The organism is Arthrobacter sp. JUb115 (assembly GCF_004365035.1).
Lineage (GTDB): Bacteria > Actinomycetota > Actinomycetes > Actinomycetales > Micrococcaceae > Glutamicibacter.
Genome location: NZ_SOBS01000015.1, coordinates 29,767 through 50,360, shown reverse-complemented (window position 1 = coordinate 50,360; position 20,594 = coordinate 29,767). Strand labels below are relative to the sequence as shown.

The window sequence follows — 20,594 nt, the reverse complement described above, 5'->3', positions numbered from 1 at the left end:
CGCACCCCGTTCTGCGACGGCATCGTGGAGGAAATAGACCACGTCAAGCAATACGCCCGCGGAGGCAAGAGCACCGTCTTCAACGGCGATGGCCGATGCGCTAGTTGCAACAAGGCCAAGGAAGCCGCCGGCTGGTACGAATACACGACCTACGGCAACGGCCACACCATCATGATCTGTCCCGGCTCGGCGATGTCCTACAAGTCCACCGCGCCACCAGCCACGGGCTACGCGCACAAGCCGTTCCCGCAATTGAGACGCGACTCGCAATGGATACAGCAACTCAAGGAACGGCTGAAGCCCAAGGACGGCCCCGAAGACCTCGCAGCCTGACTCCCGGCAAGCAACCATTGCGCGTACCCATGGCTTAATGCCGCTCGACGCCGCCGGCTTTGCTCCGACCTCTACTTGCTGGCGGCGTCTGCCAGCAGTTCAACGATGTGGCGGTATTCCTTGCCCGTCGCACGGGTCATGCCCAGTTCACAGGTGCGGTTGCACGAAGCGTGTTCCTGCGCATCCAGTTCACGAACCTCGGCAGCTTCGCGAGCGGTAGCCGACTCGGTCAGCTCCGGATGCAGCATGCCGCGGTCACCGGCAAAACCACAGCAGCCCCAGTTCACCGGGGTGTTCACGGTATCTGCCACAGCCTCTGCGATCTTCTGCATGTCCGGGTTCAGGCCCATCTGCGTGGACGAGCAGGTTGGGTGCAAGGTGACCGAGGAGATCTTCTCGAGCGCTGGCAGCTTCTCCAGCAGGTGCTGCGAAGTGAACGCCAGCAGGTCAACCACTTCGTAGCCATGCTCGGCCAGGGTATGCGCAAAGCCTTCGGTGCAGCTGGAGGCATCGGAGATGATCGGCAGGTCCTTGCCCGGCATGGCCGCACGGACTTCTTCCAGCACGCGCTGGCCCATGACCTCATGGCCCTGTTCGTAGCCCTTGGAAGTCCACGGGGTACCGCAGCAGGTGGATTCAATGCCCTCGGGAACGTAAACCGAGACGCCAGCAGCGTGCAGCAGCTTGGTGAACGCCGGGGCGACTCCTTCCCCGTCTCCTGCAGGGCCGAACATCGAATTCACGCAGGCTGGCAGGTAGATGGCCAGCGGCTCGGTGCCAGCTGCACCCAAGTTGCCGGCCATGGGCTTGCGCGCCTTGCCTCCACCAGGCAGGTCGGCATCGTAACGTGGCATGGTGTCGGTGCTGACCACCTTGCGCGCAGCATCGGTGGCACCGCGGACCAGCGAAGCAGGGAATTTATCGGCGATGCTCAGGGCCAGCGACCCAGCGCGCGTGGCAGGTCCCCATCCCTTGGCCGCGGCCTTGAAGCCGGCTTCCAGGACCGGGTGCGCGTCTTCGCGGCGCAGGCGCTTGACCAGCAGGCCCGTGTTGATGCCCACCGGGCAGGCGGTGACGCACATGCCGTCCACGGCACAGGTCTGCACGCCGTTGTATTCGTAGTCGCGCTCCAGTTCGGCCGCCAGCTCGGCGTTGCCCTCGGCTTCGGCCTTGGCGATGGCCCGGCGCACGACGATGCGCTGGCGCGGGGTCAGGGTCAGGTCCTTGGACGGGCAGACCGGCTCGCAATAGCCGCATTCCACGCAGTGGTCGGCCTCGATCTCGATGGTCTCGTTGAGCTTGATGTTGCGGATGTGCGCGGCGTGGTCTTCGTCGATGATCACCCCGGGGTTCATCATCAGGCGCGGGTCGCAGGCGGCTTTCAGCTCCAGGTGCACCTCGTAGAGCTCATCGCCGTACTGCGCGCGCACGAACGGCGCCATGGCGCGGCCGGTGCCGTGCTCCGCCTTGAGGTTGCCGTCCTTGTCCAGAATCAGCTGGACCATCTTGTCGTTGAAGGAGTTGTAGCGGTTCAACGCCACATCGCCTTCGAAACGGTCGGTGAGCATGAAGTGGATGTTGCCGTCCTTGGCGTGGCCGAAGATCACCGAATCAGCGTAGCCGTACTCGGTGAACAGCTCCTGCAGGCTGTCGCAGGTTTCGGCCAAGGACTCTACCGGGACCACGACGTCCTCGAGCAGCGCGGTGGTGCCTGTGGCGCGGGCACCGGCCACCGAAGCATACAGGCCCTTTCGGAACTTCCACGCGGCCTGACGGTTCTTCGCATCTGGGGACAGCACCGCTGGGGCGCGCAATGCCGATGCGTCGAGCAGCGACTGGCCAGCGGAGCGCAGCCCGGCCAGTTCCTCTTCGGTGTCCGCATGGTATTCGACCAGCAAGGCGGCCTGCTGGTCGACGTCGAAGCCCATGATGGCATCCGGCACGCCGGGCAGCGACTGGCCCACGCGCAGCGACGTGGAATCCATCAGCTCCAGGGTGGCGGCGCCGGAATCCACGAGTTCAGGCAGCGCCCGGGTGGCCAGATCCAGGTTATCGAAGACGGCCAAGGTGGCGATGGCCAGCTTGCGGATCGGCACGGTGCGGAAGACGGCCTCGGCGACGAAAGCCAGGGTGCCCTCGGAGCCGATGATCAGGTGTGCCATCAGCTCTGCCGGGGTGTCGTAGTCCAGGAAGGCATTGATGCCGTAGCCCATGGTGTTCTTCAGCGCGAAGTGCTTCTCGATCTTGGCGACCGAGGCCGGGTTGCTGCGCACGCGCTGGCCCAGCTTGTCCAGCGTGGCGACCAGTTGCGGTTCAGCGGCGGCCAGCTTGCGGTCGGCCTGCGGATCCGCGGTGTCGATCATGGTACCCGAGGGGAGCACGAAAGTCATGGATTCCAGGGTGCGGTAGGTGTTGAATTCGGTGCCGCAGGCCATCCCCGAGGAGTTGTTCGCGATCACGCCTCCGATGGTGCAGGCCGCCTCGCTGGCCGGATCCGGCCCCAGCTTGCTGCCATAGACGGCCAGGCGCGCGTTGACCTGGCGGACGGTGGCACCGGGCTGCACACGCACGCGCGCTCCGTTATCGAGCACGGTGATGCCGCGGAAGTTGCGGCGCACATCAATCATCAGTCCGTCGCCGCTGGCTTGCCCGGCCAGCGAGGTGCCGCCCGAGCGCAGGGTGACCGGCTGGTTGCCGCGCGCGGCCGCAGCCAGCAGGGCGGAGACTTCCGCGGCGTCCTTGGCCAGCACGACAGCTTGCGGCGTGTACAGGTAGTGCGAGGCATCCGAGGCGTAGGCAACGCGGTCGATGGATCGGGTCTTGACGCGATCCTGGTCGCCGACCAGATCGAGGATGCCGGATGAAACCGTCGTTTCTCCGAGTGCTGGCGTGCTCAATGCCATGGTGCGCTCCTGTGCAGTTGGCAAGCGGCGCTTGCCGAATACGAAAATTGTCTTACAAGTATACAAGCGATAGTAGTACTATTCATGGGATACTTGTTAGGTAAATTTTCCGCGGCTCGAAAGGACCCTGATGGCGGCCCGTTTAGGTGTGGTTTCCGTGGTTCAGGCCGTCGTCAAGTCACTGCGTGCCCGGATTTTCAGCGGGGAACTGTCCCCCGGCACCCCGCTGGGCGAAGTGGACGTCGCCGCGCACTATGAAGTGGCCCGGCCAACCGCCAAGGCCGCGCTGGAGAACCTCGTTGCCAGCGGCCTGCTGACGCGCAACGCGCATCAGAGCGCGAAAGTCACGCTGCTCTCATCCGCCGACGCCCGCGACATCTACCGCACCCGCGCCATCATCGAAGCAGAGGCCGTGCGGCTGCTGGCCAGCACCGGACAGGTCCCGGAAGCTGCACGCGAGGCCAATGCCGAAATCACCGCACCGCGCGATGCTTCCCCGATCCAGATCGTCGATCCGGATGTCCGCTTCCACTCCGCACTGGTCCAGGCCCTGGATTCGACCCGTACCAGCGCAATCTACGGCCAGCTCAGCGATGAGATCCGCCTGTGCATGACCCACGTCCAGGATGCAACGCTGCTGAACACCGCGGACATCGCCAGCGAACATGAACGCCTGCTCGAATGCATCGCCGCCGGCGATGCCCAGGGCGCGGCAGAGGTTTTGGCCCAGCACCTCTCCCGCGCCAGCACCCGATTGGCCGAGCACCTCGACAGCCTTTCCCAAGGTAGGCGAAGATAGGAGCATGGGCATTTTCGCAAGCAGGAAAAGCATTGAGCAGGACTTCGCGCGCATGACACAGCGCCTGGATGCGGTAGCCGCCTTCCAGGCCGAGGGGCTCAGCGCGAAAGCGCGCGTCCTGGCCACGGGCCTGCGCAAGATTGTTCCCGAAGCCGGGTTCGAGCTGGCTGCCAAGGATGCCACCGCATGGATCCACGCGCACGAGGCCCTGCGCCTGCTGGAAGGCACCATCTCGATCCTCGAGGGTTGGAACGGTTCACCCGACGAGGTCTTCATCTCCAGGGCGGCGAGCGCATCGCCCGATTCCCCGGCTGGCGAGGCGATGTCCGATGTTCCAGCCGATCACCTGGGTATTCTGCGCCCCGCAGACGACGGCACCCTGCAGCTATTGGCAACCTTGGACCCCGCGGAGCAGCTGCGGCTAACCGGCTGGCTGCGCACTTTCACCCGGGCATAAAAACACCTTTCCCACCTAGCGGCATTGCGGGCCTCCGCACATACCCCCACCCGTATTTTTGACATACCCCCGGGGGTATAGTTTAGTCTGGTTCCAATCCACCTTGAAAGGAACCAACCATGCTGCTTGAACGCCTCTACGACGAAGATCTCGCGCAGGCCAGCTACTTCATCGGCTGCCAGGCCAAAGGCGAAGCTCTCGTGGTCGACGCGCGCCGCGACATCGCCGACTACCTTGCCCTGGCTGCCAAGCACGGCATGCGCATCACGGCCGTCGCTGAAACCCACATCCACGCCGACTACCTTTCCGGAACCCGCGAACTAGCCGCCGCCACCGGCGCCACCAGCTACGTTTCGGGCGAGGGCGGCAAAGATTGGCAGTACGGATTCGAGGCAGAACGTTTGATGGATGGCGATATCATCACGCTGGGCAACCTGCGCATCGCCGCCCGCCACACCCCGGGCCACACCCCGGAGCACCTGGCTTACGCCATCACCGACGGAGCCTTCAGCCAAGACCCTGGCTACCTGCTCTCCGGCGACTTCATCTTCGCCGGCGACCTAGGCCGTCCGGATTTGCTGGACGAGGCCGCCGGCGGTGTCGATACCCGCTTCGAAGGCGCCCGCGATCTCTTTGCTTCGCTGAAGAAAACCCTGGCAGAATTGCCCGATTACATCCAGGTGCATCCAGGCCACGGCTCGGGCAGCGCCTGCGGCAAAGCGCTGGGCGCGGTCCCTTCCACCACGTTGGGCTACGAACGCGAGTTCGCCTGGTGGAGCACCTACCTGGCCAACGACGACCAGGACGGCTTCATCGCCGAACTGCTCAACGGCCAGCCTGACGCCCACGCCTACTTCGGCCGCATGAAGCGGCAGAACCGCCTGGGCCCAGCCATCCTGGGCCAGCTCGACCCCCTAGCTGAAATACCCGTCCAGCAGCTCCTCCAGCAGCTGGAGGCGGGGGTCTCGGTGTTCGTCGATACCCGTGGGCACACCCAGATCGCCGCAGGCACCGTTCCCGGCGCGCTGTCCATCCCGGGTACGGCGAAGACCGCCAGCTTCGGCGCCTGGGCCTACGATCCGGAAAAGGACCAACGCGCCCTGATCGTGCTGGCCGAGACCGGCGAACACGCCGCGACGATCCGCGCCCACCTAATGCGCGTGGGCATCGACGCGGTCAAGGGTTTCACCACCAGCTTGGAAGGCCTGCCAACGGTGAAGCCGAAGTCGATCACCCCGGCACAGCTGGACGATTTCGAGTACGAGATGCTGCTGGATGTCCGCAACAAGACCGAGTTCGCCGCCGGGCATATCCCGGGCGCCAAGCAGCTGTCCGGCGGACGGGTGTTGTGGAATCTCGATCAGCTGCCCGCCGGCGGCACCATCGTCACCTACTGCCAAAGCGGCATGCGCAATGCCGTGGCCGCCAGCGCACTGCGCGATGCCGGCTACAACGTCGTCGAGCTTGAGGGCAGCTACCTCGGCTGGTCCTCCTTCGCCAACTAGCCACCCCCGCCACGAAAGCTGAACTGCATTCAATGACTACCCCTTTGACCACCATGGACGCCGAAGCACTTAAATGCCTGGTAGAAGCCCCCGACACGGACCTCGCCTTGATTGACGTGCGCACCGCGGGCGAATTCGAAACCCTCCACATTCCCGGCTCGTACAACGTGCCGCTCGAAGAATTCACCGCCAACGCCACCGAGGTGCTCGCCAAGATTCCAGGCAAGCCGGTGCTGATCTGCCACAGCGGCAACCGTGCTTCCAAGGCGCAGCGTGCCCTGCAGGAGCAACAGATCGAGCACAGCACGGTACTGCTTGGCGGCGTCACCGCCTACGAAAATGCCGGCGGCACCATGGTGCGCGGCGTGCAGCGTTGGGCGCTGGACCGCCAGATGCGCATGACCGCAGGTTCCGTGGTGCTCGCCGGGTTGCTCGGAGCGAAGTTCATCTCCCCGAAGTTCGCCTATCTTTCGGCGGCCATCGGTGGCGGACTGGTGTTCTCAGCCCTGCGGGATTCTTGCCCGATGATCAGCTTCTTGGGCAAGATGCCCTGGAACAAAGTAAAGAAGTAGGCCATGGAGTTCGGACCGCTGCTGGTTCTGGCCCTTGCACTAGCGAGCATCGTCGGGCTGTCCCTGGGACTGTTCGGCGGCGGCGGTTCAATCCTGATGGTTCCCCTGCTCAGCTATGTAGCCGGGTTGCCCGCCAAGGAAGCGATCGCCACCTCCCTGCTGGTGGTCGGTGCGACCTCGGCAACGAGCCTGATCCCGCATGCCCGCAAGGCCAATGTGCGTTGGAAACAGGGGATGGTCTTCGCGGCCACCAGCATGCTTGGCGCCTTTGGCGGCGGGCTGCTGGCCAGCGGGATCCCTGCCCAGCTGCTGATGCTCGGTTTCGCGATCATCATGCTGGCCGGTGCCCGCGGGATGATCCGCGGACGGAAAAACACTGGCAGCGCAACACAGTCGTTGTGGCTGTCCGCCCCGGTCGGCTTGGGCATTGGCATGGTCACCGGCCTGGTCGGTGCCGGAGGCGGTTTCCTGCTCGTCCCTGCACTGGCTTTGCTGGCCGGGCTGTCCATGCAACAGGCGGTGGGCACCTCCCTGCTGGTGATCACCCTGAATTCGATCACTGGCCTGGCCGGGCAGTTGAATTCAGTTGCACTGGATTGGCCGCTGGCCGCAGGGCTGGCGACCACCGCGATCCTCGGTTCGTTGATCGGCGCACGGCTTTCGCGCAGGATCGACGAACGCGCTTTGCGCAAGGGTTTTGGCTACTTCGTCTTGGCCATGGGCGTGTTCGTGCTCAGCCAGGAACTGCCGGCTCCCGGCGGGCTGGTCGTAGTTGCGGTTGCAGCCCTCGCGGGCGCATTGGTGCTGCTGTGCAACAAAATTCCGGCGATGGGGGCGCGCTGCCCGCTCGTTCTGAAAGGAGAAACCCGATGAAGCCGCTTGAATTGTCAGCTTCGAACTTCGCTGGGTTCATCGCAAGGAACCGGCTGGTGCTCGTGGATTTCTGGGCGCCTTGGTGCGGTCCTTGCCGCGGCTTTGCCCCGATTTTCGACGAAGCATCCGCGGCGCATCCTGAAATCGCCTTCGCCAAGGTGAATACCGAAACCCAGCCGGATTTGGCGCAGGCAGCCCGGATTGCATCCATACCGACGCTCATGGCGTTCAAGGATGGGATACTTGTACATTCAAAACCCGGAGCGTTGAGCTCTGGCGCTATGGAGCAGTTGCTCGTCCAACTCAAACACCTGGATGCCGAAATTGCAGAAGACGACTAACCCGCTACCCGTACCAAGGAGAAATTGATGCGTACTGCTGACGAAGCGACCCGCAAGCGGATCCTCAACCGCCTTAAGCGTGCCCGAGGCCAGCTTGATGCGGTGATCAACGCCGTGGAAACCGATGGTTCGTGCAAAGAGGTAGTCACTCAGCTGGCCGCCGTCTCCACCGCGTTGGACCGCGCCGGATTCGCCATTGTCTCCACCGCGATGCAGTACTGCATCGCCGATCCCGAGAAGGCTTCCGAGGAAGAAGACGGCCTGAGCGTCGAAGAACTCGAAAAGCTCTTCCTCTCCCTGTCCTAACCACTACCCCAAGGAAAAAATTATGTGCCGCCAGGTTCAATGCAAGATCTGCCAGAAGACCACGTGGGCTGGCTGCGGCCAGCACGTTGAAGCAACTATGCGCAATGTCCCCAATAAGGACCGCTGCCAGGGCCACGAAGCCGAACCGAAGAAGGGCTTCTTCAAGCGCCTGTTCGGCTAGACCGGGGTCATAGAGGGTCAAGGGTTTCACTGCCCCGGGATTCGTTGGCATAATCCGAAGTATTTAGCCCATCCGCGGCTGAGCAAACTTCACTCCCCCAAGGAAACGGCAGGCATGACTTCAAAGATCCGCATCGGTATTGCTGGCTATGGGAATCTGGGACGCGGCGTCCAAGCCGCGATCGCCAAGAATCCGGATATGGAGCTGGTGGGCGTCTACACCCGCCGTGACCCGCAGGCCCTCCAACTGGCTCAACCAGCACGGCGGTTCGGCATCGATGAGCTGGAAAAGCACGCCGCACAGATCGACGTATTGATCCTTTGCGGCGGCTCGAAATCGGACTTGCCGCAGCAGGGCCCGAAGTTCGCGGCGCTGTTCAACACCGTGGACAGCTTCGATACCCACGCCCGCATCCCCGAGTACTACGCGTCCATCGACGGCCCAGCGAAGGCAGCTGGCAAGACCGCGTTGCTCTCCGTGGGCTGGGATCCGGGCATGTTCTCGATCAACCGCGTCTTCGGCGAAGCATTGCTGCCCGACGGCGAAACCTACACCTTCTGGGGCCGCGGGCTGAGCCAGGGGCATTCGGATGCGATCCGCCGCGTCCCGGGCGTCGCCGCCGGCGTGCAGTACACCATCCCGAGCCAGGAGGCTATCGACCGGGTCCGGGCCGGCGAGCGCCCTTCCTTGAGCACCCGCGAGAAGCACCAGCGCGAATGCTTCGTGGTGCTCGAAGACGGTGCCGATGCGCAGGCGGTGCGCGAAGCTATCGTGGGCATGGAGCATTACTTCGACCAGTACGACACCACCGTCGAGTTCATCGACGAGCAGACCTTGGCCGCCGAGCATTCGAATATGCCCCACGGCGGGTTCGTAATCCGTTCGGGCAATACCAGCGACGAGCAGAAGCAGGTCATCGAGTATTCGCTGGCCCTTGGCTCCAACCCGGAATTCACTTCCAGCGTGCTGGTGGCTTACGCCCGGGCCGCCTTCCGGATGAACCAGCGCGGCATCACCGGTGCGCAGACCGTTTACGATGTGGCCCCGGGGCTGCTCTCGCCCAAGTCCCCCGCACAGTTGCGCGCGGAGCTGCTCTAGGCTTTTGCCGGGCCAGCAGCTCATCCGCTGGCGAGCGCATCCTTCTCCCAGGCCTCCACTGGCCCCGGGACCTGCACGAACAGCGGATGCAGGGCCACCTGCCCTGCCGGTTCCAAGCGGGCGATGCGCGCGGGATCCCGGACGGAGAGCTTGCGCAGCAGGTGCTCGCGCTCGAAGTGCACCTGCCCCTGGGTGACCGGGATCTTTTCCAGCTGCGCGGCGGCTGCCGGATGCAGGATCTTCGCGGCGTCGAAGCGATAGCCCCGGACAGACGCTTCGTCCCACAAGCCCTGCAGGTAGCCGCCCATATGCACCAGCGGGGCGGGCTGCGCCTTGAACCGGAGAAGCTGCGGGTGCCCGGTATAGCCCTTGGTCTGGCCTGCGAGCACCTTCTGGGCCAGCAGTGTTTCACGCCAGCAGGCAACGAGCCCTTTGGCGTCGAGCAATGAGGGGTGCAGGGACCACAGTCGCATGGGCCAAGCCTAGTCGGGGTTCGGGCCAGCCGGGAACTCGATGATCTCGCTGCGGATCAAGAAGCGCTTGCCCTCCGGGGCTTCGACGGAGAAACCGGATCCCCGCCCGTTGACCACGTCCACGGTGAGCTTGGTGTGCTTCCAGTATTCGAATTGCTCCTTGGACATCCAGAAATCGATGTCGCCCAGAGCGGTGCCATCAGCGCCGTCCAGGGAAAGCACGCCGAGCCGGATGTCCGATCCCCCGGTGCGGAACTCGCCGGCCGGGTAGCACATCGGCGAGGACCCGTCGCAGCACCCTCCGGACTGGTGGAACATCAGCGGGCCGTGGATCCCCCACAGCTTGCGCAGCAGGTCCAGGGCTTCGGAGGTGAAGGCCACCCGCGAGAACTCTTCGCCCTCGATTGCGGCGCGTGTTTCGGTTACGGTGCTCATGTCCTGCTCCTGCCTCGTTGTCCACGTCCGGATTTATCTCGTTGTGGCCAGTGTCCTCTTTTTGGGCCGCACCGTCCATCGCTCGGCCAGGGCGGCCAGGACACCGGTACCGGATGCCGCTTCGAAAAGCCGCATCCGGTACCGTGCCATCAACCGTTGCGGATCCGGCTACGCCCTGCTGGCGTAGTCGATGACAACGCGCCCATCGATCTTGCCATGGCGCATTTCGTCGAATACGGCGTTGATGTCTTCCAGCGGGCGGGTATGGAAGGTCGGCTTGATCTTCCCTGCCGCATAGAATTCCAGCGCCTCGATCATGTCCTGCCGTGTTCCCACGATCGATCCGCGGATGGTCAGGCCCTTGAGCACGATGTCGAAAATGGGTGCGGGGAAATCACCGGCGGGCAGCCCGTTGAACACGATCGTTCCGCCGCGCCGGGTCATGCCGATCGCTTGCCCGAACGCCTTTGGATGCACCGCCGTAACCAGCACGCCGTGCGTTCCGCCAACCTTCTGCTGGATGATCTCGGCCGGGTCCTGGGCGAAGGCATTGACGGTGATTTCCGCTCCATGCTTCGAGGCCAGCGCCAGCTTGTCATCGGCCACGTCAATGGCGATCACCCGCATGCCCATGGCCACCGCGTACTGCACCGCGATATGGCCCAGTCCGCCGATACCCGAAATAGCCACCCACTGGCCGGGCTTGACCTCAGTCATCTTCAGGCCCTTGTAGACAGTCACTCCCGCGCACAGCACCGGCGCGATTTCATGGGGATCCGAGCCCTCCGGGATGTGCGCGGCATAGCGGGAATCCACCAGCATGTACTGGCCGAAGGAACCGTCCACGGAGTATCCGCCATTGGACTGGGCTTCGCACAGCGTCTCCCAGCCGGTGCGGCAGTACTGGCAGTGCCCGCAGGCGCTGGCCAGCCACGCGTTGCCGATCATGTCCCCGAGCGCGACCTCGGTGACTCCTTCGCCGAGCTTTTCCACGATGCCCACGCCTTCATGCCCGGGAATCAGCGGAAGCTTCGGCTTGACCGGCCAATCGCCCTCGGCGGCGTGCAGGTCGGTGTGGCAGACGCCCGAGGCGATCAGCTTCACCAGCACCTGGCCGGGGCCGGGCTCGGGGATCTCGGCGTCCTTCACCTGGAACTCTTCGCCGAAGCCTTCGACTATTGCAGCTTTCATCTTGCTCATGTACTTTGTCCTTTGCATGGCATTCGAAGGTGCGGGGTGCCGGCTGGCGTGCGGGGGATGAGGCCAATCGATCCCCGGACGCTGTCCCGGCTGGCCCCGCACCTTCGAGGTCTGTTGTCATCTCATGCTGCTCGTGGCAGCTACTGCTCCTAGAAGAAGCCCAGCTTGTCTTCCGAGTAGGAAACCAGCAGGTTCTTGGTCTGCTGGTAGTGGTCCAGCATCATCAGGTGGTTTTCGCGACCGATACCCGAGGACTTGTATCCGCCGAAGGCCGAGTGCGCCGGGTAGGCGTGGTACTGGTTGACCCAGACACGTCCGGCCTGGATGGCACGGCCCGCACGGTAGGCGACGTTGCCATTGCGGCTCCACACGCCCGAACCCAGTCCGTACAGGGTGTCGTTGGCGATGGAGATCGCGTCGTCATAGTCCTTGAACTTGGTCACCGCGACCACCGGACCGAAGATCTCCTCCTGGAAGATGCGCATGTCATTAGTGCCCTCGAAGATGGTCGGCTGCACGTAGAAGCCGCCGGACAGTTCCCCGCCCAGATCCGCCCGTCCCCCGCCAAGCAGCACCTTGGCACCCTCGGCCTTGCCGATGTCCATGTAGGACAGGATCTTCTCCAGCTGGTCATTGGAGGCCTGGGCACCCATCATGGTCTCGGTATCCAGCGGGTGGCCCTGCTTGATGGCCTTGGTGCGGGCCACGACATCGCCCATGAACTTCTCGTAGATGCTTTCCTGGATCAGTGCACGCGATGGGCAAGTGCAGACCTCGCCCTGGTTCAGCGCGAACAGGGTGAAACCTTCCTGGGCCTTGTCGTAGAAGGCATCGTCCTTGGAGGCAATGTCCTCGAAGAAGATGTTAGGGGACTTGCCGCCCAGCTCCAGGGTGACCGGGATCAGGTTTTCCGACGCGTACTGCATGATCAGCCGGCCGGTAGTGGTTTCGCCGGTGAAGGCGATCTTGCGGATGCGCTTGTTGGAGGCCAGCGGCTTGCCCGCTTCCACGCCGAAGCCGTTGACCACGTTCAGCACGCCGGCTGGCAGCAGGTCGCCGATCAGCTCCATGAGCACCAGGATCGAGACCGGGGTCTGCTCGGCGGGCTTGAGCACGATCGCGTTGCCGGCTGCCAGCGCCGGGGCGAGCTTCCAGACGGCCATGAGGATCGGGAAGTTCCACGGGATGATCTGCCCGACCACGCCCAGCGGCTCGTGGTAGTGGTATGCGGTGGTGTCGTCGTCGAGCTGGGAGAGGCTGCCTTCCTGGGCGCGGATAGCACCGGCGAAGTAGCGGAAGTGGTCCACCGCCAGCGGGAGGTCGGCGTTCAGGCACTCGCGGATCGCCTTGCCGTTATCCCAGGTCTCGGCCACGGAGAGCATTTCGAGGTTTTCCTCGATGCGGTCCGCGATCTTGTTCAGGATGACTGCGCGTTCGGCCGGGCTGGTCTTGCCCCAGGCGCCAGCCGCCGCATGCGCCGCGTCCAGTGCTACTTCGACGTCCTCTGCGGTGGAACGGGCCACCTCGCAGAAGACCTTGCCGGTGACCGGGGTGATGTTCTCGAAGTACATGCCCTTGACCGGGGCTACCCATTCACCGCCGATGTAGTTCTCGTAGCGCGGCTTGAAATTGACCAGTGCTCCATCGGTATTCGGGTTTGCGTAAACCGCCATTGCTCCACGTCTCCTTAATCGGATGTCCTGGCCGCGACGGCATCATCGCGGAACCATGCTTGTGACTCTAGTCACATAAAGGTTGCAGGCAGGTTGCAACGGGTCCCAGATGACCGCAATGGCATGTTCGTGCCTGGCGGGAGGAACGGCAATGGCAAGGAACCTAGTTCTCGAGGGCCTGGACCTCGGCGACGACAAGTGAGCGCGCTGGCGATTGCGCAGGCAATTCGCGCAAGGCAGCTCGCAAGAGGCCAGGGTCAGCCAACTGGCGGCCCAGGTTCAGCAGCTGATGCGCAGTTCCTCGATCCAGCACCATTTCACGCAGCGCGGCCTCGGTCCGGTACAGCAGCGAGACGATGCCTGGCGCCTGGGAGCGGGCCAGCAGGCCCGGGGAGTACAGCGGCAGGGCGGAATCGAGATCGCCCTGCTCCAGTGCACGCCATAGGCGGCCAAGGGTCGTATGCAGGTCCCACTGAAGGCGGTACGGGCGTGAAGTCAAGGCACGCCCGCCTGGGCCCGCGAGTACCTTGCGCAGCCTGACGATTTCGGCGCGGACCGTGCCCTCGGCCGCGGAATCGGGACGCTCGAACAGCTCTTCCACCAGCTGGGCAGTGCTCAGGCCTTCCCGGTAGTGCGCCAGAAGGGTCAATATTTCTGCATGGCGAAGGGAAATCGGCACTGATCCCAGATGGGCCCCATCAGAGCGCCCCAAGTCCAGGTAGTCGGGATCGGCCACGACTCCGGCACCCGGCAAGAGCAGCTGCGTTTCCGCAGCCATGACCGCCGCTTGCAGCAGCGGCAAGGAGTGCGTGGCAACGGCTTCCGGGCCACCGGTCAGGTCGATTGCGCCAATTACCTGACCAGTGCGCGGATCGCGGATCGGTACCGCCGAGCAGCTGTACTGCTGGGCTTGCTCATAGAGATGCTCAGCCCCCGAGACCTGCGAACCGGCCCCGGTTGCCAGCGCCATTCCCGGCGCGGATGTGCCAACACTCTTTTCTGCCCAGTCGGCACCTGCCATGAAGCCCACGTGCTCGGCTTGGCTCATCGAACTGGTGCTTCCCGCAACCCACAACAAGGTTCCGCCGGCATCCGCAAGGGCGACCAAGAGATTGGCGTCGGTTGCGGCGGGAACAAGGAGCTTTTCGAAAACAGGCCAAATCCGCTGGAGCTCGCTGCGCTCGCGGGCAAGGCGCAACCGGTCGTTGCTCAGAACCGGCGGTTCTTGAACCGAGCCTGTTTGGGCCAGCGACCGTTTCCAGGATTCGCGCACGTCATTGCGCAATGGGAGGTCGCCCAGTCCGGTTTCCTGCGAGGAGAGCAGCTCGCGGGCTTTTTGTGCGCGGCGAGTTGCGTTGGACCAGTCGATGGCAGATGTGCTCACGCTCCCCCTTCACCCCGTCGGAAAGATGGTTCTGTGCAGTTCCAACCAGACTAGGCGAAGAGGGGATGCTTGAGAAGAGGCGTGCTCCAACCCCTACTTCAACAGTTCAATCAGGGCATCCTCGTGGGTCAGCTGCGGGTGGTGCCCCGCGGAGGGAATGGAGTGCAGTCCAGCCTCGGGCCGGGACTCCAGCTGCCGGATTGCGGCGGGGTCCAATGGGTCTTCGGCTCCCCAGATAATTCGGAGCGGACCGTCATAGCGATCGAGCATCTCCCGCAACTGCCGGCGCCACTGCTTGGAACTCGCCAGGGCGAGATGGCCAGCTACCGCGGCGGCGGTACTTCGCTTCAGATCGCTGACGCTGGAGACCAAGGCAGTTGAGCTCGCCTCGTTGCCGGTCAATTGACGTGAGAGTTGCTCCGCGGTCGCATGGCGCAAATAGCCGCGGACCAGCGGCTGGAACCTTGGCGCCTTCCCTGCGTGCCCTTGCAAGAAAAACGGCGCAACCAAGGTCAGCGAGCGGACCTTGCCCGGCAGTCGACCCGCGGCGAGCGTGGCGGCGGCTGCCCCGATGGAGTGCCCGATCAGATCCACCGGGCCGCCTGCCAGGAGAGCGGGAAGCCACCGGTCCCAATCCGGGACGCCCCGTCCGCCGCTGAGCCCAAGCCCTGGCAGGTCAACGGCCCGTCCGCCAATGCCCTGAGCTACTGCGGCCCAGGTATCGGCATTTACCGGAAGGCCAGGGAAGATCAACCGGCGTTCCTCGCGGTCGCCCAGCTCAAAAGTTCTCACTCCCCCGACATCTACATAGCGGCGTGCCCCAGATGCCGCGGCCCCGAATCGGTGGGCGGCCAGATAGTCGGCCCAGCGCTCCAGAGAGGAACCAACATCAGGCATCTGGATTCCGTGCCGGTTGGCGAATTCGATCGCGGGCCCGGTCGGATAGCGGTCCGCGGACATGAAGTGGAGCGTTTCCGGATCGGCTTTGGTGACCCACGAAGGAAGAGCCTTGATTAGACCCACGGGCAAGCGCAGCTTGGGGACTTTCGCGCCAAGATGCCGGCCAGTTTCGGCCAGCAAGCGCCCCAGTGGCGCAGTGGCATCATCCAGCAGCCAGTAGGATTTGCCTATCGCCTCCGGCGCAATGGCCACGGCCGCCATGAACGCAGCCATATAGTCGACCGTGAGCACCGGCAAGAAAGTCGAGTCACCTGCGGGAAGAGCTGCGGTTTTCCCTTCCCAGAGCTGCTCAATGGTGCCGGCCAGCCCGATGTGCTGGTCGGATTCCCCGGTAATGCTGTGGCCGATGACGCTGGCCGGATTGACGATGGTCCAAGGGATTCCGTGTTCTTTGCCGAGGGCTTGGAAGACCGCGTCGGACTCCACTTTCGAGGCTTCGTAAGCGCCTAGTTTCCGGTAGAGATGATCGCGGCAGTCCTGCGGCCACGGAACCTTCGAGGGATCCTGCCCGCCGACTCGGTAGCCGGAAATATGCACAATGCGCTGCAGCTCTGGCAGTGCTGCAGCAAAATCCACCAGCTTCTCGACAATGCCAACATTAGCGCTGCGGGCTTCCTGCGCACTCATGCCGAATCGGTAGGTTCCGGCGCAATTGTGAATTTCGGTGACGCTGGTGAAGGCCGCAGGTCCGCCAGCCAGGATTTCAGGGGCGTCGAAGTCGACGATCGCGGTATTGATCTCTTGTTCCAGTCCGTGCTGGCTCAGCCAATTCTTGACCTTCGCTGCGGATTCAGCATTCCGGACAGCTGCTGTTACCTGCGTTCGGGCGTCGAGGAGGGCAAGGATCAGATGCCTGCCGATTAGTCCCGATGCCCCGAAAACCAGCGCATGGCGAAGGTTGGCTCCGTGCATCAATTCTGGTCCCCTTCGCCCTGTTGGCGCAGGCCAATGAGGTCGGCTACCGCGTCGGCGGCGGCGAGAAGCGGCCGGGTGCTTTTCATCGCCCGGGAAACGATGGCGGCCCCTTCGATGGTCGAGACGATAACAGTTGCCAGGGACTTCGCTTGGGCATTGCCCACGCCATCGGCTTCGAGCAGGGCAGTGGTCGGAGTGATCCATGACTCGAATGCGGTGGCGCAGGCTTGCCGCAGGCGTTCACTTGAGTCTCCCATTTCCAAGGTCACCACTGACACGGGGCAGCCTAAGCGGAAGCCGCTATCGCTGATGATGGCGGCCAACGCTTGGATAGCAAGCTTGGCGGCTTCGGCAGCACCTCCTGCGCTCTGGGCGACCTGGATAATCATGGTCTCGAATTGCTTGGCGGCCAGTTCTACTGCGGCCACGCCCAGCCCCTCTTTCCCATCGGGGAAGTGGAAATAGACCGACCCCTTTGGTGCTGCAGCGTGCTCGATCACTGCATTGAGGCCGGTGCCGCTGTATCCGCTGGTCTGGATGAGTTCAAGCATGGACTCTGCGAGCCGTGCCTTGGTGAGGTCTCCTTTGGAAGTCATACAATTAAAAATAGACCAGTCTATATATTTTTACAATCCGGCCTCTCGAACGCCCCGGGCAGCGCATCCACTTGCCACGCGCGCCCAAGCAATCCTGGGCGCGACGCTGCAGAAGCGCTGAATCATGATCACCGGAGCCATGGATGATGCTTGCCCCGTCCAGGCTTTGCGCAAGCAGTCGCCTCAGGGCGCACTGGGGAATTCGCTCCGCTCATGCCCGACGCCTCGCCGAGGCAAGGGATGCGATCGCATCGGCCACCGCCTCGGGTTCGGCAAATCGGAAATCCGCGCACGATGCGCATCAGCACCCTGTTCCCGACATGGGAACGGCTGCTCGCGAGTGGCATGGGGGCGGCCCCGCGGCGCGCAATCCCAAGGCTAAAATTCGCAGGTGACATATCACCTATACAATGTCGATTATATAGGGGATAAGTACACTACCTCCAAAAGTTTTGATCCACCTCTTTACTTCCAGCCCATTCCGGGCGTAACATACAACCAAATGGTTGTATATGAGTTGAGCGAAGAACAGGCAAACAAGGTCTTCCGCGCCTTGGCAGATGCCACACGACGAGACATCGTGCGGCGGACGCTAAACGCCGAGGTGAGCGTTTCGGAAATTGCTGCAAGCTATGACATGTCTTTTGCGGCAGTTCAGAAGCACGTCGCGGCATTGGAATCCGCTGGTCTGGTCACAAAAATCGCACGTGGTCGCGAACGCATAGTTCGCGGGCAGCCGGATACCATCCGGCACGCGCAAGAGCTACTCTCTTCCCTCGAAGACATCTGGCGCCAACGCATCAGCCGGCTCGATGATTTCCTCGCCGATGGGGACAAATAAGGAGCATTCCCATGCCTGTCACATCCGTTGTCAAAGATTCCGAAGCACTCTCACTGACTGTCCACGCAGAATTTCCGGTCAAGGTTTCCCGCCTGTGGGATGCTTACCTGGACGCCCGGCAACTTGAAAAATTCTGGGGGCCGGTGGAATACCCGGCAACTTTCACCCGGCACGATGCCGCCCCTGGTGGCCGTTCGAATTACCACATGACTTCTCCCGAAGGCGAAGAATTCCACGGATACTGGATCTGGAACGAAGTCGTCGAGCACAAATTCTTCGAGGTCAGTGACGGCTTTGCGCACGCCGACGGCACGCCCAATACCGACTTGCCGTCCAATCGCATAGTCTTCACCTTCGATCCGACATCCGAGGGAACGAAATTGGCCATCACCTCCACCTTCGACTCCGCCGAGGACCTGGAGCAGGTCGTAGCAATGGGCATGATCGACGGCACCCGTTCGGCCATGAGCCAGATCGAGCAAGTCCTCATCGACCTGCGCAATTATGCCGAAGATTTCATCACCGACGCACAGATCCTGTCGGACACCCAGGTGCGCATTACCCGCTTGGTTCGCGGGTCAGTGGCGCAAGTCTGGCAGGCCCACCATGACCAGCGGCTCATGAAGCGTTGGATGCTCGGCCCCGACGGATGGCAGTTGGCTGAATGCGTGACGGCGCAAGAGGCCGGCGAGACCTACCGGTACTGGTGGGAACCGCTATCTGCCGATGACGGCTCCGGTTTCGGTTTCACTGGAACCGTGCTTGAAACGTTGCCCCAGTCCTACGAGCGGACCACGGAGCAAATGATTGGCACCGAGTACCCGGCCACGGTGAATGAATTAACGCTGACATCGAACCAGGGCGGCACCCTGCTGACGATCCTGATCACCTACCCAGACGCGCAAACCCGCGACATGGTGCTCTCCACCGGAATGACCGACGGAATGGAGGCCAGCTACGCCCGGCTCGAATCGATTCTCTAAGGGCGATTCGCCCCACATCCGGCGCCTTCGCGCGCGCAAATATGAAAGACTTAGACCCATGAGTTCTCAGAATGCGCGCGCAGGCCTGGATAAGAAGGCCGATCAGGTTCAGGAAATGTTTGACAAGCTGGCTCCTCGCTACGACTTGCTCAATACCTTGATGACCGGCGGCATCGTGAACTACTGGCGCAAGATCACCACCGAAGCGATCGCGCCAAAGCCCGGCGAGCGCATTCTCGACCTCGCCGCAGGCACCGGCACCTCCTCGGTCCCGCTCGCGGAAGCCGGCGCTGACGTCACCGCCTGCGATATGTCCCACGGCATGCTGGATGAAGGGCGCAAGCGCTACCCGCAGCTGAACTTCGTCTACGGAGACGGAACCGACCTGCCATTCGAGGACAACACCTTCGATGCAGTGACCATCTCCTACGGGCTGCGCAATATCGCAGACACCGAGAAGGCCCTGTCCGAAATGCGCCGCGTGATAAAGCCCGGCGGACGCATCGTCGTCGCCGAGTTCTCCACCCCGACGGTCGCCCCGATCAAGGTGGCCTACAAGCAGTTCCTGCCGCGCGCCATTCCCGCGCTGGGCTACCTGGTTTCCCCTAACCCGACCGCCTACGCCTACTTGGCTGAATCCATTGCGGCTTGGCCAGACCAGGACGAGCTGGGTGCCAAGTTCGTCAACGTTGGCTGGAAGAACGTGGAATACCGCAACCTGACCGGTGGCATCGTCGCCGTCCACCGCGCCTGGAAGTAGCACTTCTCCAGAATTTTCCTTCTGGCCCGCAGCCGAAATGACGGATGCGGGCCAGAAGCTTTAAAGCACCGGTTCCGCGGCGGCGGGCTGTGTCTTTCTGCCGGCCCAGCTGGCATGCTTGTGTCCGTGAGCCAGATACCAACCGAATCGCACCGCCCCGCGATGAGCTGGAAGCTGCTGCCGGCTTCCCTGCTCTCGGGTTCCGCAGTGCTGCTTTTCGGCGTCGGCAACGACCCGGCGGGCTACGGCCTGCTGGCGCTGAGCCTGCTGTGCGCGGGGTTCATCGACCGCAGGCTTGCGCGGCATCTGGGACTCATCGCAACCGGTTTGGTGGTCATCAGCCTGGTTCCATTGAATGCCGACCTGAGCCTGGGGCATATGGCATTAATGGGTGGCGCGCTGGCCGCGGCAGTCCTGCTGCCCTGGCTGATCTCGCGCTTCGCCTTGCGCGAGCAGATCATCAAGTTCCCGGTGAATACCGGCCGCAAGTGGCCGCTGGCGGCGAAGCTGTACTTGCTGGGGGTGGTGGCCCTGGGCTTCTTCATCCTCCCGGTGTACCTGATCAGCACCGGTGCCTACCAGAACTGGCCGGACGCCTCGGACCCAGCCATCTTCTGGCGGCTCTTCCTCGGAGTTAATTCGGTGGGCATCTGGGACGAGCTGTTCTTCATCTGCACGGCATTCGCATTGCTGCGCCAGCACTTCCCGGACTGGCAGGCCAACATCCTGCAAGCGGTGATCTTCTCGTCATTCCTTTGGGAGATCGGCTACCAATCCTGGGGGCCATTGCTGACCTTCCCCTTCGCCCTGCTGCAGGGGTATACCTTCAAGCTGACGAAGTCCCTGTCCTATGTAGTTAGCGTGCACCTGATCTTCGACCTTGTCCTGTTCCTCGCGCTGGTCCACGCGCACAACCGGGAATGGCTCCCGGTCTTCTTGTACTGAGGGGGTTAACACCCCAATTCCCCCCTGCTACACTCGTTGGCATGGATACCTACTGAGCCAG

The 20,594-nt window shown here is 63.1% G+C and carries 21 protein-coding genes and 1 pseudogene; 14 read left to right on the top strand and 8 right to left on the bottom strand.

Translation table 11 applies throughout. The features are described from left to right. Positions 1-333 (top strand): annotated as a pseudogene (locus EDF61_RS18015) (HNH endonuclease); the annotation flags it as partial. A gap of 71 nt (positions 334-404) precedes the next feature. Here EDF61_RS18015 and EDF61_RS18010 read toward each other — a convergent pair. Further along, entirely contained in the window at positions 405-3,236 is a 2,832-nt protein-coding gene (locus EDF61_RS18010) for an FAD-binding and (Fe-S)-binding domain-containing protein (RefSeq protein ID WP_208294307.1), read from the bottom strand. A 130-nt stretch (positions 3,237-3,366) separates the two neighbouring features. On the opposite strand from EDF61_RS18010, the gene EDF61_RS18005 reads away from it, so the two are divergent. The 9 genes from EDF61_RS18005 (at position 3,367) to EDF61_RS17970 (ending at position 9,368) form a co-directional block, all read left to right on the top strand. After that, positions 3,367-4,035 (top strand): GntR family transcriptional regulator, encoded by a 669-nt coding sequence (locus EDF61_RS18005; protein ID WP_133835055.1) that lies wholly within the window; start codon positions 3,367-3,369, stop codon positions 4,033-4,035. A 4-nt stretch (positions 4,036-4,039) separates the two neighbouring features. Further along, positions 4,040-4,492: a hypothetical protein gene (locus EDF61_RS18000; RefSeq protein WP_105658975.1), complete on the top strand. Its 453-nt coding sequence runs from the start codon at positions 4,040-4,042 to the stop codon at positions 4,490-4,492. A 119-nt stretch (positions 4,493-4,611) separates the two neighbouring features. Further along, positions 4,612-5,997 (top strand): MBL fold metallo-hydrolase, encoded by a 1,386-nt coding sequence (locus EDF61_RS17995; protein WP_105658976.1) that lies wholly within the window; start codon positions 4,612-4,614, stop codon positions 5,995-5,997. A gap of 32 nt (positions 5,998-6,029) precedes the next feature. Beyond that, positions 6,030-6,569, top strand: a complete 540-nt coding sequence (locus tag EDF61_RS17990) for a rhodanese-like domain-containing protein (protein ID WP_105658977.1) — start codon at positions 6,030-6,032, stop codon at positions 6,567-6,569. Between the two features lie 3 nt (positions 6,570-6,572). Beyond that, the gene (locus EDF61_RS17985) at positions 6,573-7,442 is read left to right on the top strand and encodes a sulfite exporter TauE/SafE family protein (RefSeq protein ID WP_133835054.1); all 870 of its coding nucleotides are present in this window, start codon (positions 6,573-6,575) and stop codon (positions 7,440-7,442) included. Next, positions 7,439-7,783 carry a thioredoxin gene (gene trxA / locus EDF61_RS17980; protein WP_105658979.1) on the top strand — a complete coding sequence of 115 codons (345 nt, stop codon included), beginning with the start codon at positions 7,439-7,441 and terminating at the stop codon, positions 7,781-7,783. The genes EDF61_RS17985 and trxA overlap by 4 nt, the downstream gene beginning before the upstream one ends. 27 nt (positions 7,784-7,810) lie before the next feature. Next, positions 7,811-8,089, top strand: a complete 279-nt coding sequence (locus tag EDF61_RS17975) for a metal-sensitive transcriptional regulator (RefSeq protein ID WP_105658980.1) — start codon at positions 7,811-7,813, stop codon at positions 8,087-8,089. Between the two features lie 22 nt (positions 8,090-8,111). Beyond that, the gene (locus EDF61_RS18910; protein WP_166650877.1) at positions 8,112-8,270 is read left to right on the top strand and encodes a DUF8730 family Cys-rich protein; all 159 of its coding nucleotides are present in this window, start codon (positions 8,112-8,114) and stop codon (positions 8,268-8,270) included. A 114-nt stretch (positions 8,271-8,384) separates the two neighbouring features. Further along, on the top strand, positions 8,385-9,368 hold the full coding sequence (locus EDF61_RS17970; RefSeq protein ID WP_133835053.1) for a diaminopimelate dehydrogenase: 984 nt from the start codon (positions 8,385-8,387) through the stop codon (positions 9,366-9,368). Positions 9,369-9,388: 20 nt separating this feature from the next. Here EDF61_RS17970 and EDF61_RS17965 read toward each other — a convergent pair whose 3' ends face one another. From EDF61_RS17965 to EDF61_RS17935, 7 genes are all read right to left on the bottom strand, one after another. Beyond that, positions 9,389-9,841, bottom strand: a complete 453-nt coding sequence (locus EDF61_RS17965) for a pyrimidine dimer DNA glycosylase/endonuclease V (protein WP_133835052.1) — start codon at positions 9,839-9,841, stop codon at positions 9,389-9,391. 9 nt (positions 9,842-9,850) lie between these two features. Beyond that, a complete protein-coding gene (locus tag EDF61_RS17960; RefSeq protein ID WP_013347532.1) occupies positions 9,851-10,276 on the bottom strand; it encodes a DUF779 domain-containing protein in 426 nt (141 codons plus the stop codon). Between the two features lie 168 nt (positions 10,277-10,444). After that, positions 10,445-11,476 carry an alcohol dehydrogenase AdhP gene (gene adhP, locus EDF61_RS17955; RefSeq protein WP_133835051.1) on the bottom strand — a complete coding sequence of 344 codons (1,032 nt, stop codon included), beginning with the start codon at positions 11,474-11,476 and terminating at the stop codon, positions 10,445-10,447. 149 nt (positions 11,477-11,625) lie between these two features. Then, positions 11,626-13,149 (bottom strand): aldehyde dehydrogenase, encoded by a 1,524-nt coding sequence (adh, locus tag EDF61_RS17950; RefSeq protein ID WP_133835050.1) that lies wholly within the window; start codon positions 13,147-13,149, stop codon positions 11,626-11,628. A 163-nt stretch (positions 13,150-13,312) separates the two neighbouring features. Further along, complete coding sequence (locus EDF61_RS17945) at positions 13,313-14,533, bottom strand: GAF domain-containing protein (RefSeq protein ID WP_105658985.1); 1,221 nt, start codon at positions 14,531-14,533, stop codon at positions 13,313-13,315. A 93-nt stretch (positions 14,534-14,626) separates the two neighbouring features. After that, positions 14,627-16,405, bottom strand: coding sequence for an alpha/beta fold hydrolase (locus tag EDF61_RS17940; protein WP_133835049.1), 1,779 nt, complete (start codon positions 16,403-16,405; stop codon positions 14,627-14,629). Continuing rightward, positions 16,405-17,004, bottom strand: a complete 600-nt coding sequence (locus tag EDF61_RS17935) for a TetR/AcrR family transcriptional regulator (protein WP_105658987.1) — start codon at positions 17,002-17,004, stop codon at positions 16,405-16,407. The genes EDF61_RS17940 and EDF61_RS17935 overlap by 1 nt, the downstream gene beginning before the upstream one ends. Positions 17,005-17,506: 502 nt before the next feature. Between EDF61_RS17935 and EDF61_RS17930 the strand changes: the two genes are divergently transcribed. The 4 genes from EDF61_RS17930 to EDF61_RS17915 all read left to right on the top strand — a co-directional run bounded on the left by EDF61_RS17930 (position 17,507) and on the right by EDF61_RS17915 (position 20,533). After that, positions 17,507-17,845, top strand: a complete 339-nt coding sequence (locus tag EDF61_RS17930; RefSeq protein WP_105658988.1) for an ArsR/SmtB family transcription factor — start codon at positions 17,507-17,509, stop codon at positions 17,843-17,845. 11 nt (positions 17,846-17,856) lie between these two features. After that, positions 17,857-18,828, top strand: a complete 972-nt coding sequence (locus EDF61_RS17925) for an SRPBCC family protein (protein WP_133835048.1) — start codon at positions 17,857-17,859, stop codon at positions 18,826-18,828. Positions 18,829-18,886: 58 nt separating this feature from the next. Next, positions 18,887-19,588 (top strand): demethylmenaquinone methyltransferase, encoded by a 702-nt coding sequence (locus tag EDF61_RS17920; protein WP_133835047.1) that lies wholly within the window; start codon positions 18,887-18,889, stop codon positions 19,586-19,588. A 162-nt stretch (positions 19,589-19,750) separates the two neighbouring features. Beyond that, entirely contained in the window at positions 19,751-20,533 is a 783-nt protein-coding gene (locus tag EDF61_RS17915) for a CPBP family intramembrane glutamic endopeptidase (protein WP_133835058.1), read from the top strand. Positions 20,534-20,594: the final 61 nt, after the last annotated feature.

Bases quoted from the DNA above. Each gene is read 5' to 3' on its own strand.
- EDF61_RS17975 (WP_105658980.1), top strand. From the start codon at position 7,811: ATGCGTACTGCTGACGAAGCGACCCGCAAGCGGATCCTCAACCGCCTT.
- adhP (WP_133835051.1), bottom strand. From the start codon at position 11,476: ATGAGCAAGATGAAAGCTGCAATAGTCGAAGGCTTCGGCGAAGAGTTC.
- trxA (WP_105658979.1), top strand. From the start codon at position 7,439: ATGAAGCCGCTTGAATTGTCAGCTTCGAACTTCGCTGGGTTCATCGCA.
- EDF61_RS18910 (WP_166650877.1), top strand. From the start codon at position 8,112: ATGTGCCGCCAGGTTCAATGCAAGATCTGCCAGAAGACCACGTGGGCT.
- EDF61_RS17920 (WP_133835047.1), top strand. From the start codon at position 18,887: ATGAGTTCTCAGAATGCGCGCGCAGGCCTGGATAAGAAGGCCGATCAG.
- EDF61_RS18005 (WP_133835055.1), top strand. From the start codon at position 3,367: ATGGCGGCCCGTTTAGGTGTGGTTTCCGTGGTTCAGGCCGTCGTCAAG.
- EDF61_RS17985 (WP_133835054.1), top strand. From the start codon at position 6,573: ATGGAGTTCGGACCGCTGCTGGTTCTGGCCCTTGCACTAGCGAGCATC.
- EDF61_RS17935 (WP_105658987.1), bottom strand. From the start codon at position 17,004: ATGACTTCCAAAGGAGACCTCACCAAGGCACGGCTCGCAGAGTCCATG.
- EDF61_RS17915 (WP_133835058.1), top strand. From the start codon at position 19,751: ATGAGCTGGAAGCTGCTGCCGGCTTCCCTGCTCTCGGGTTCCGCAGTG.
- EDF61_RS17970 (WP_133835053.1), top strand. From the start codon at position 8,385: ATGACTTCAAAGATCCGCATCGGTATTGCTGGCTATGGGAATCTGGGA.
- EDF61_RS17965 (WP_133835052.1), bottom strand. From the start codon at position 9,841: ATGCGACTGTGGTCCCTGCACCCCTCATTGCTCGACGCCAAAGGGCTC.
- adh (WP_133835050.1), bottom strand. From the start codon at position 13,149: ATGGCGGTTTACGCAAACCCGAATACCGATGGAGCACTGGTCAATTTC.
- EDF61_RS17930 (WP_105658988.1), top strand. From the start codon at position 17,507: ATGGTTGTATATGAGTTGAGCGAAGAACAGGCAAACAAGGTCTTCCGC.
- EDF61_RS18000 (WP_105658975.1), top strand. From the start codon at position 4,040: ATGGGCATTTTCGCAAGCAGGAAAAGCATTGAGCAGGACTTCGCGCGC.
- EDF61_RS17995 (WP_105658976.1), top strand. From the start codon at position 4,612: ATGCTGCTTGAACGCCTCTACGACGAAGATCTCGCGCAGGCCAGCTAC.
- EDF61_RS17940 (WP_133835049.1), bottom strand. From the start codon at position 16,405: ATGCACGGAGCCAACCTTCGCCATGCGCTGGTTTTCGGGGCATCGGGA.
- EDF61_RS18010 (WP_208294307.1), bottom strand. From the start codon at position 3,236: ATGGCATTGAGCACGCCAGCACTCGGAGAAACGACGGTTTCATCCGGC.
- EDF61_RS17990 (WP_105658977.1), top strand. From the start codon at position 6,030: ATGACTACCCCTTTGACCACCATGGACGCCGAAGCACTTAAATGCCTG.
- EDF61_RS17960 (WP_013347532.1), bottom strand. From the start codon at position 10,276: ATGAGCACCGTAACCGAAACACGCGCCGCAATCGAGGGCGAAGAGTTC.
- EDF61_RS17925 (WP_133835048.1), top strand. From the start codon at position 17,857: ATGCCTGTCACATCCGTTGTCAAAGATTCCGAAGCACTCTCACTGACT.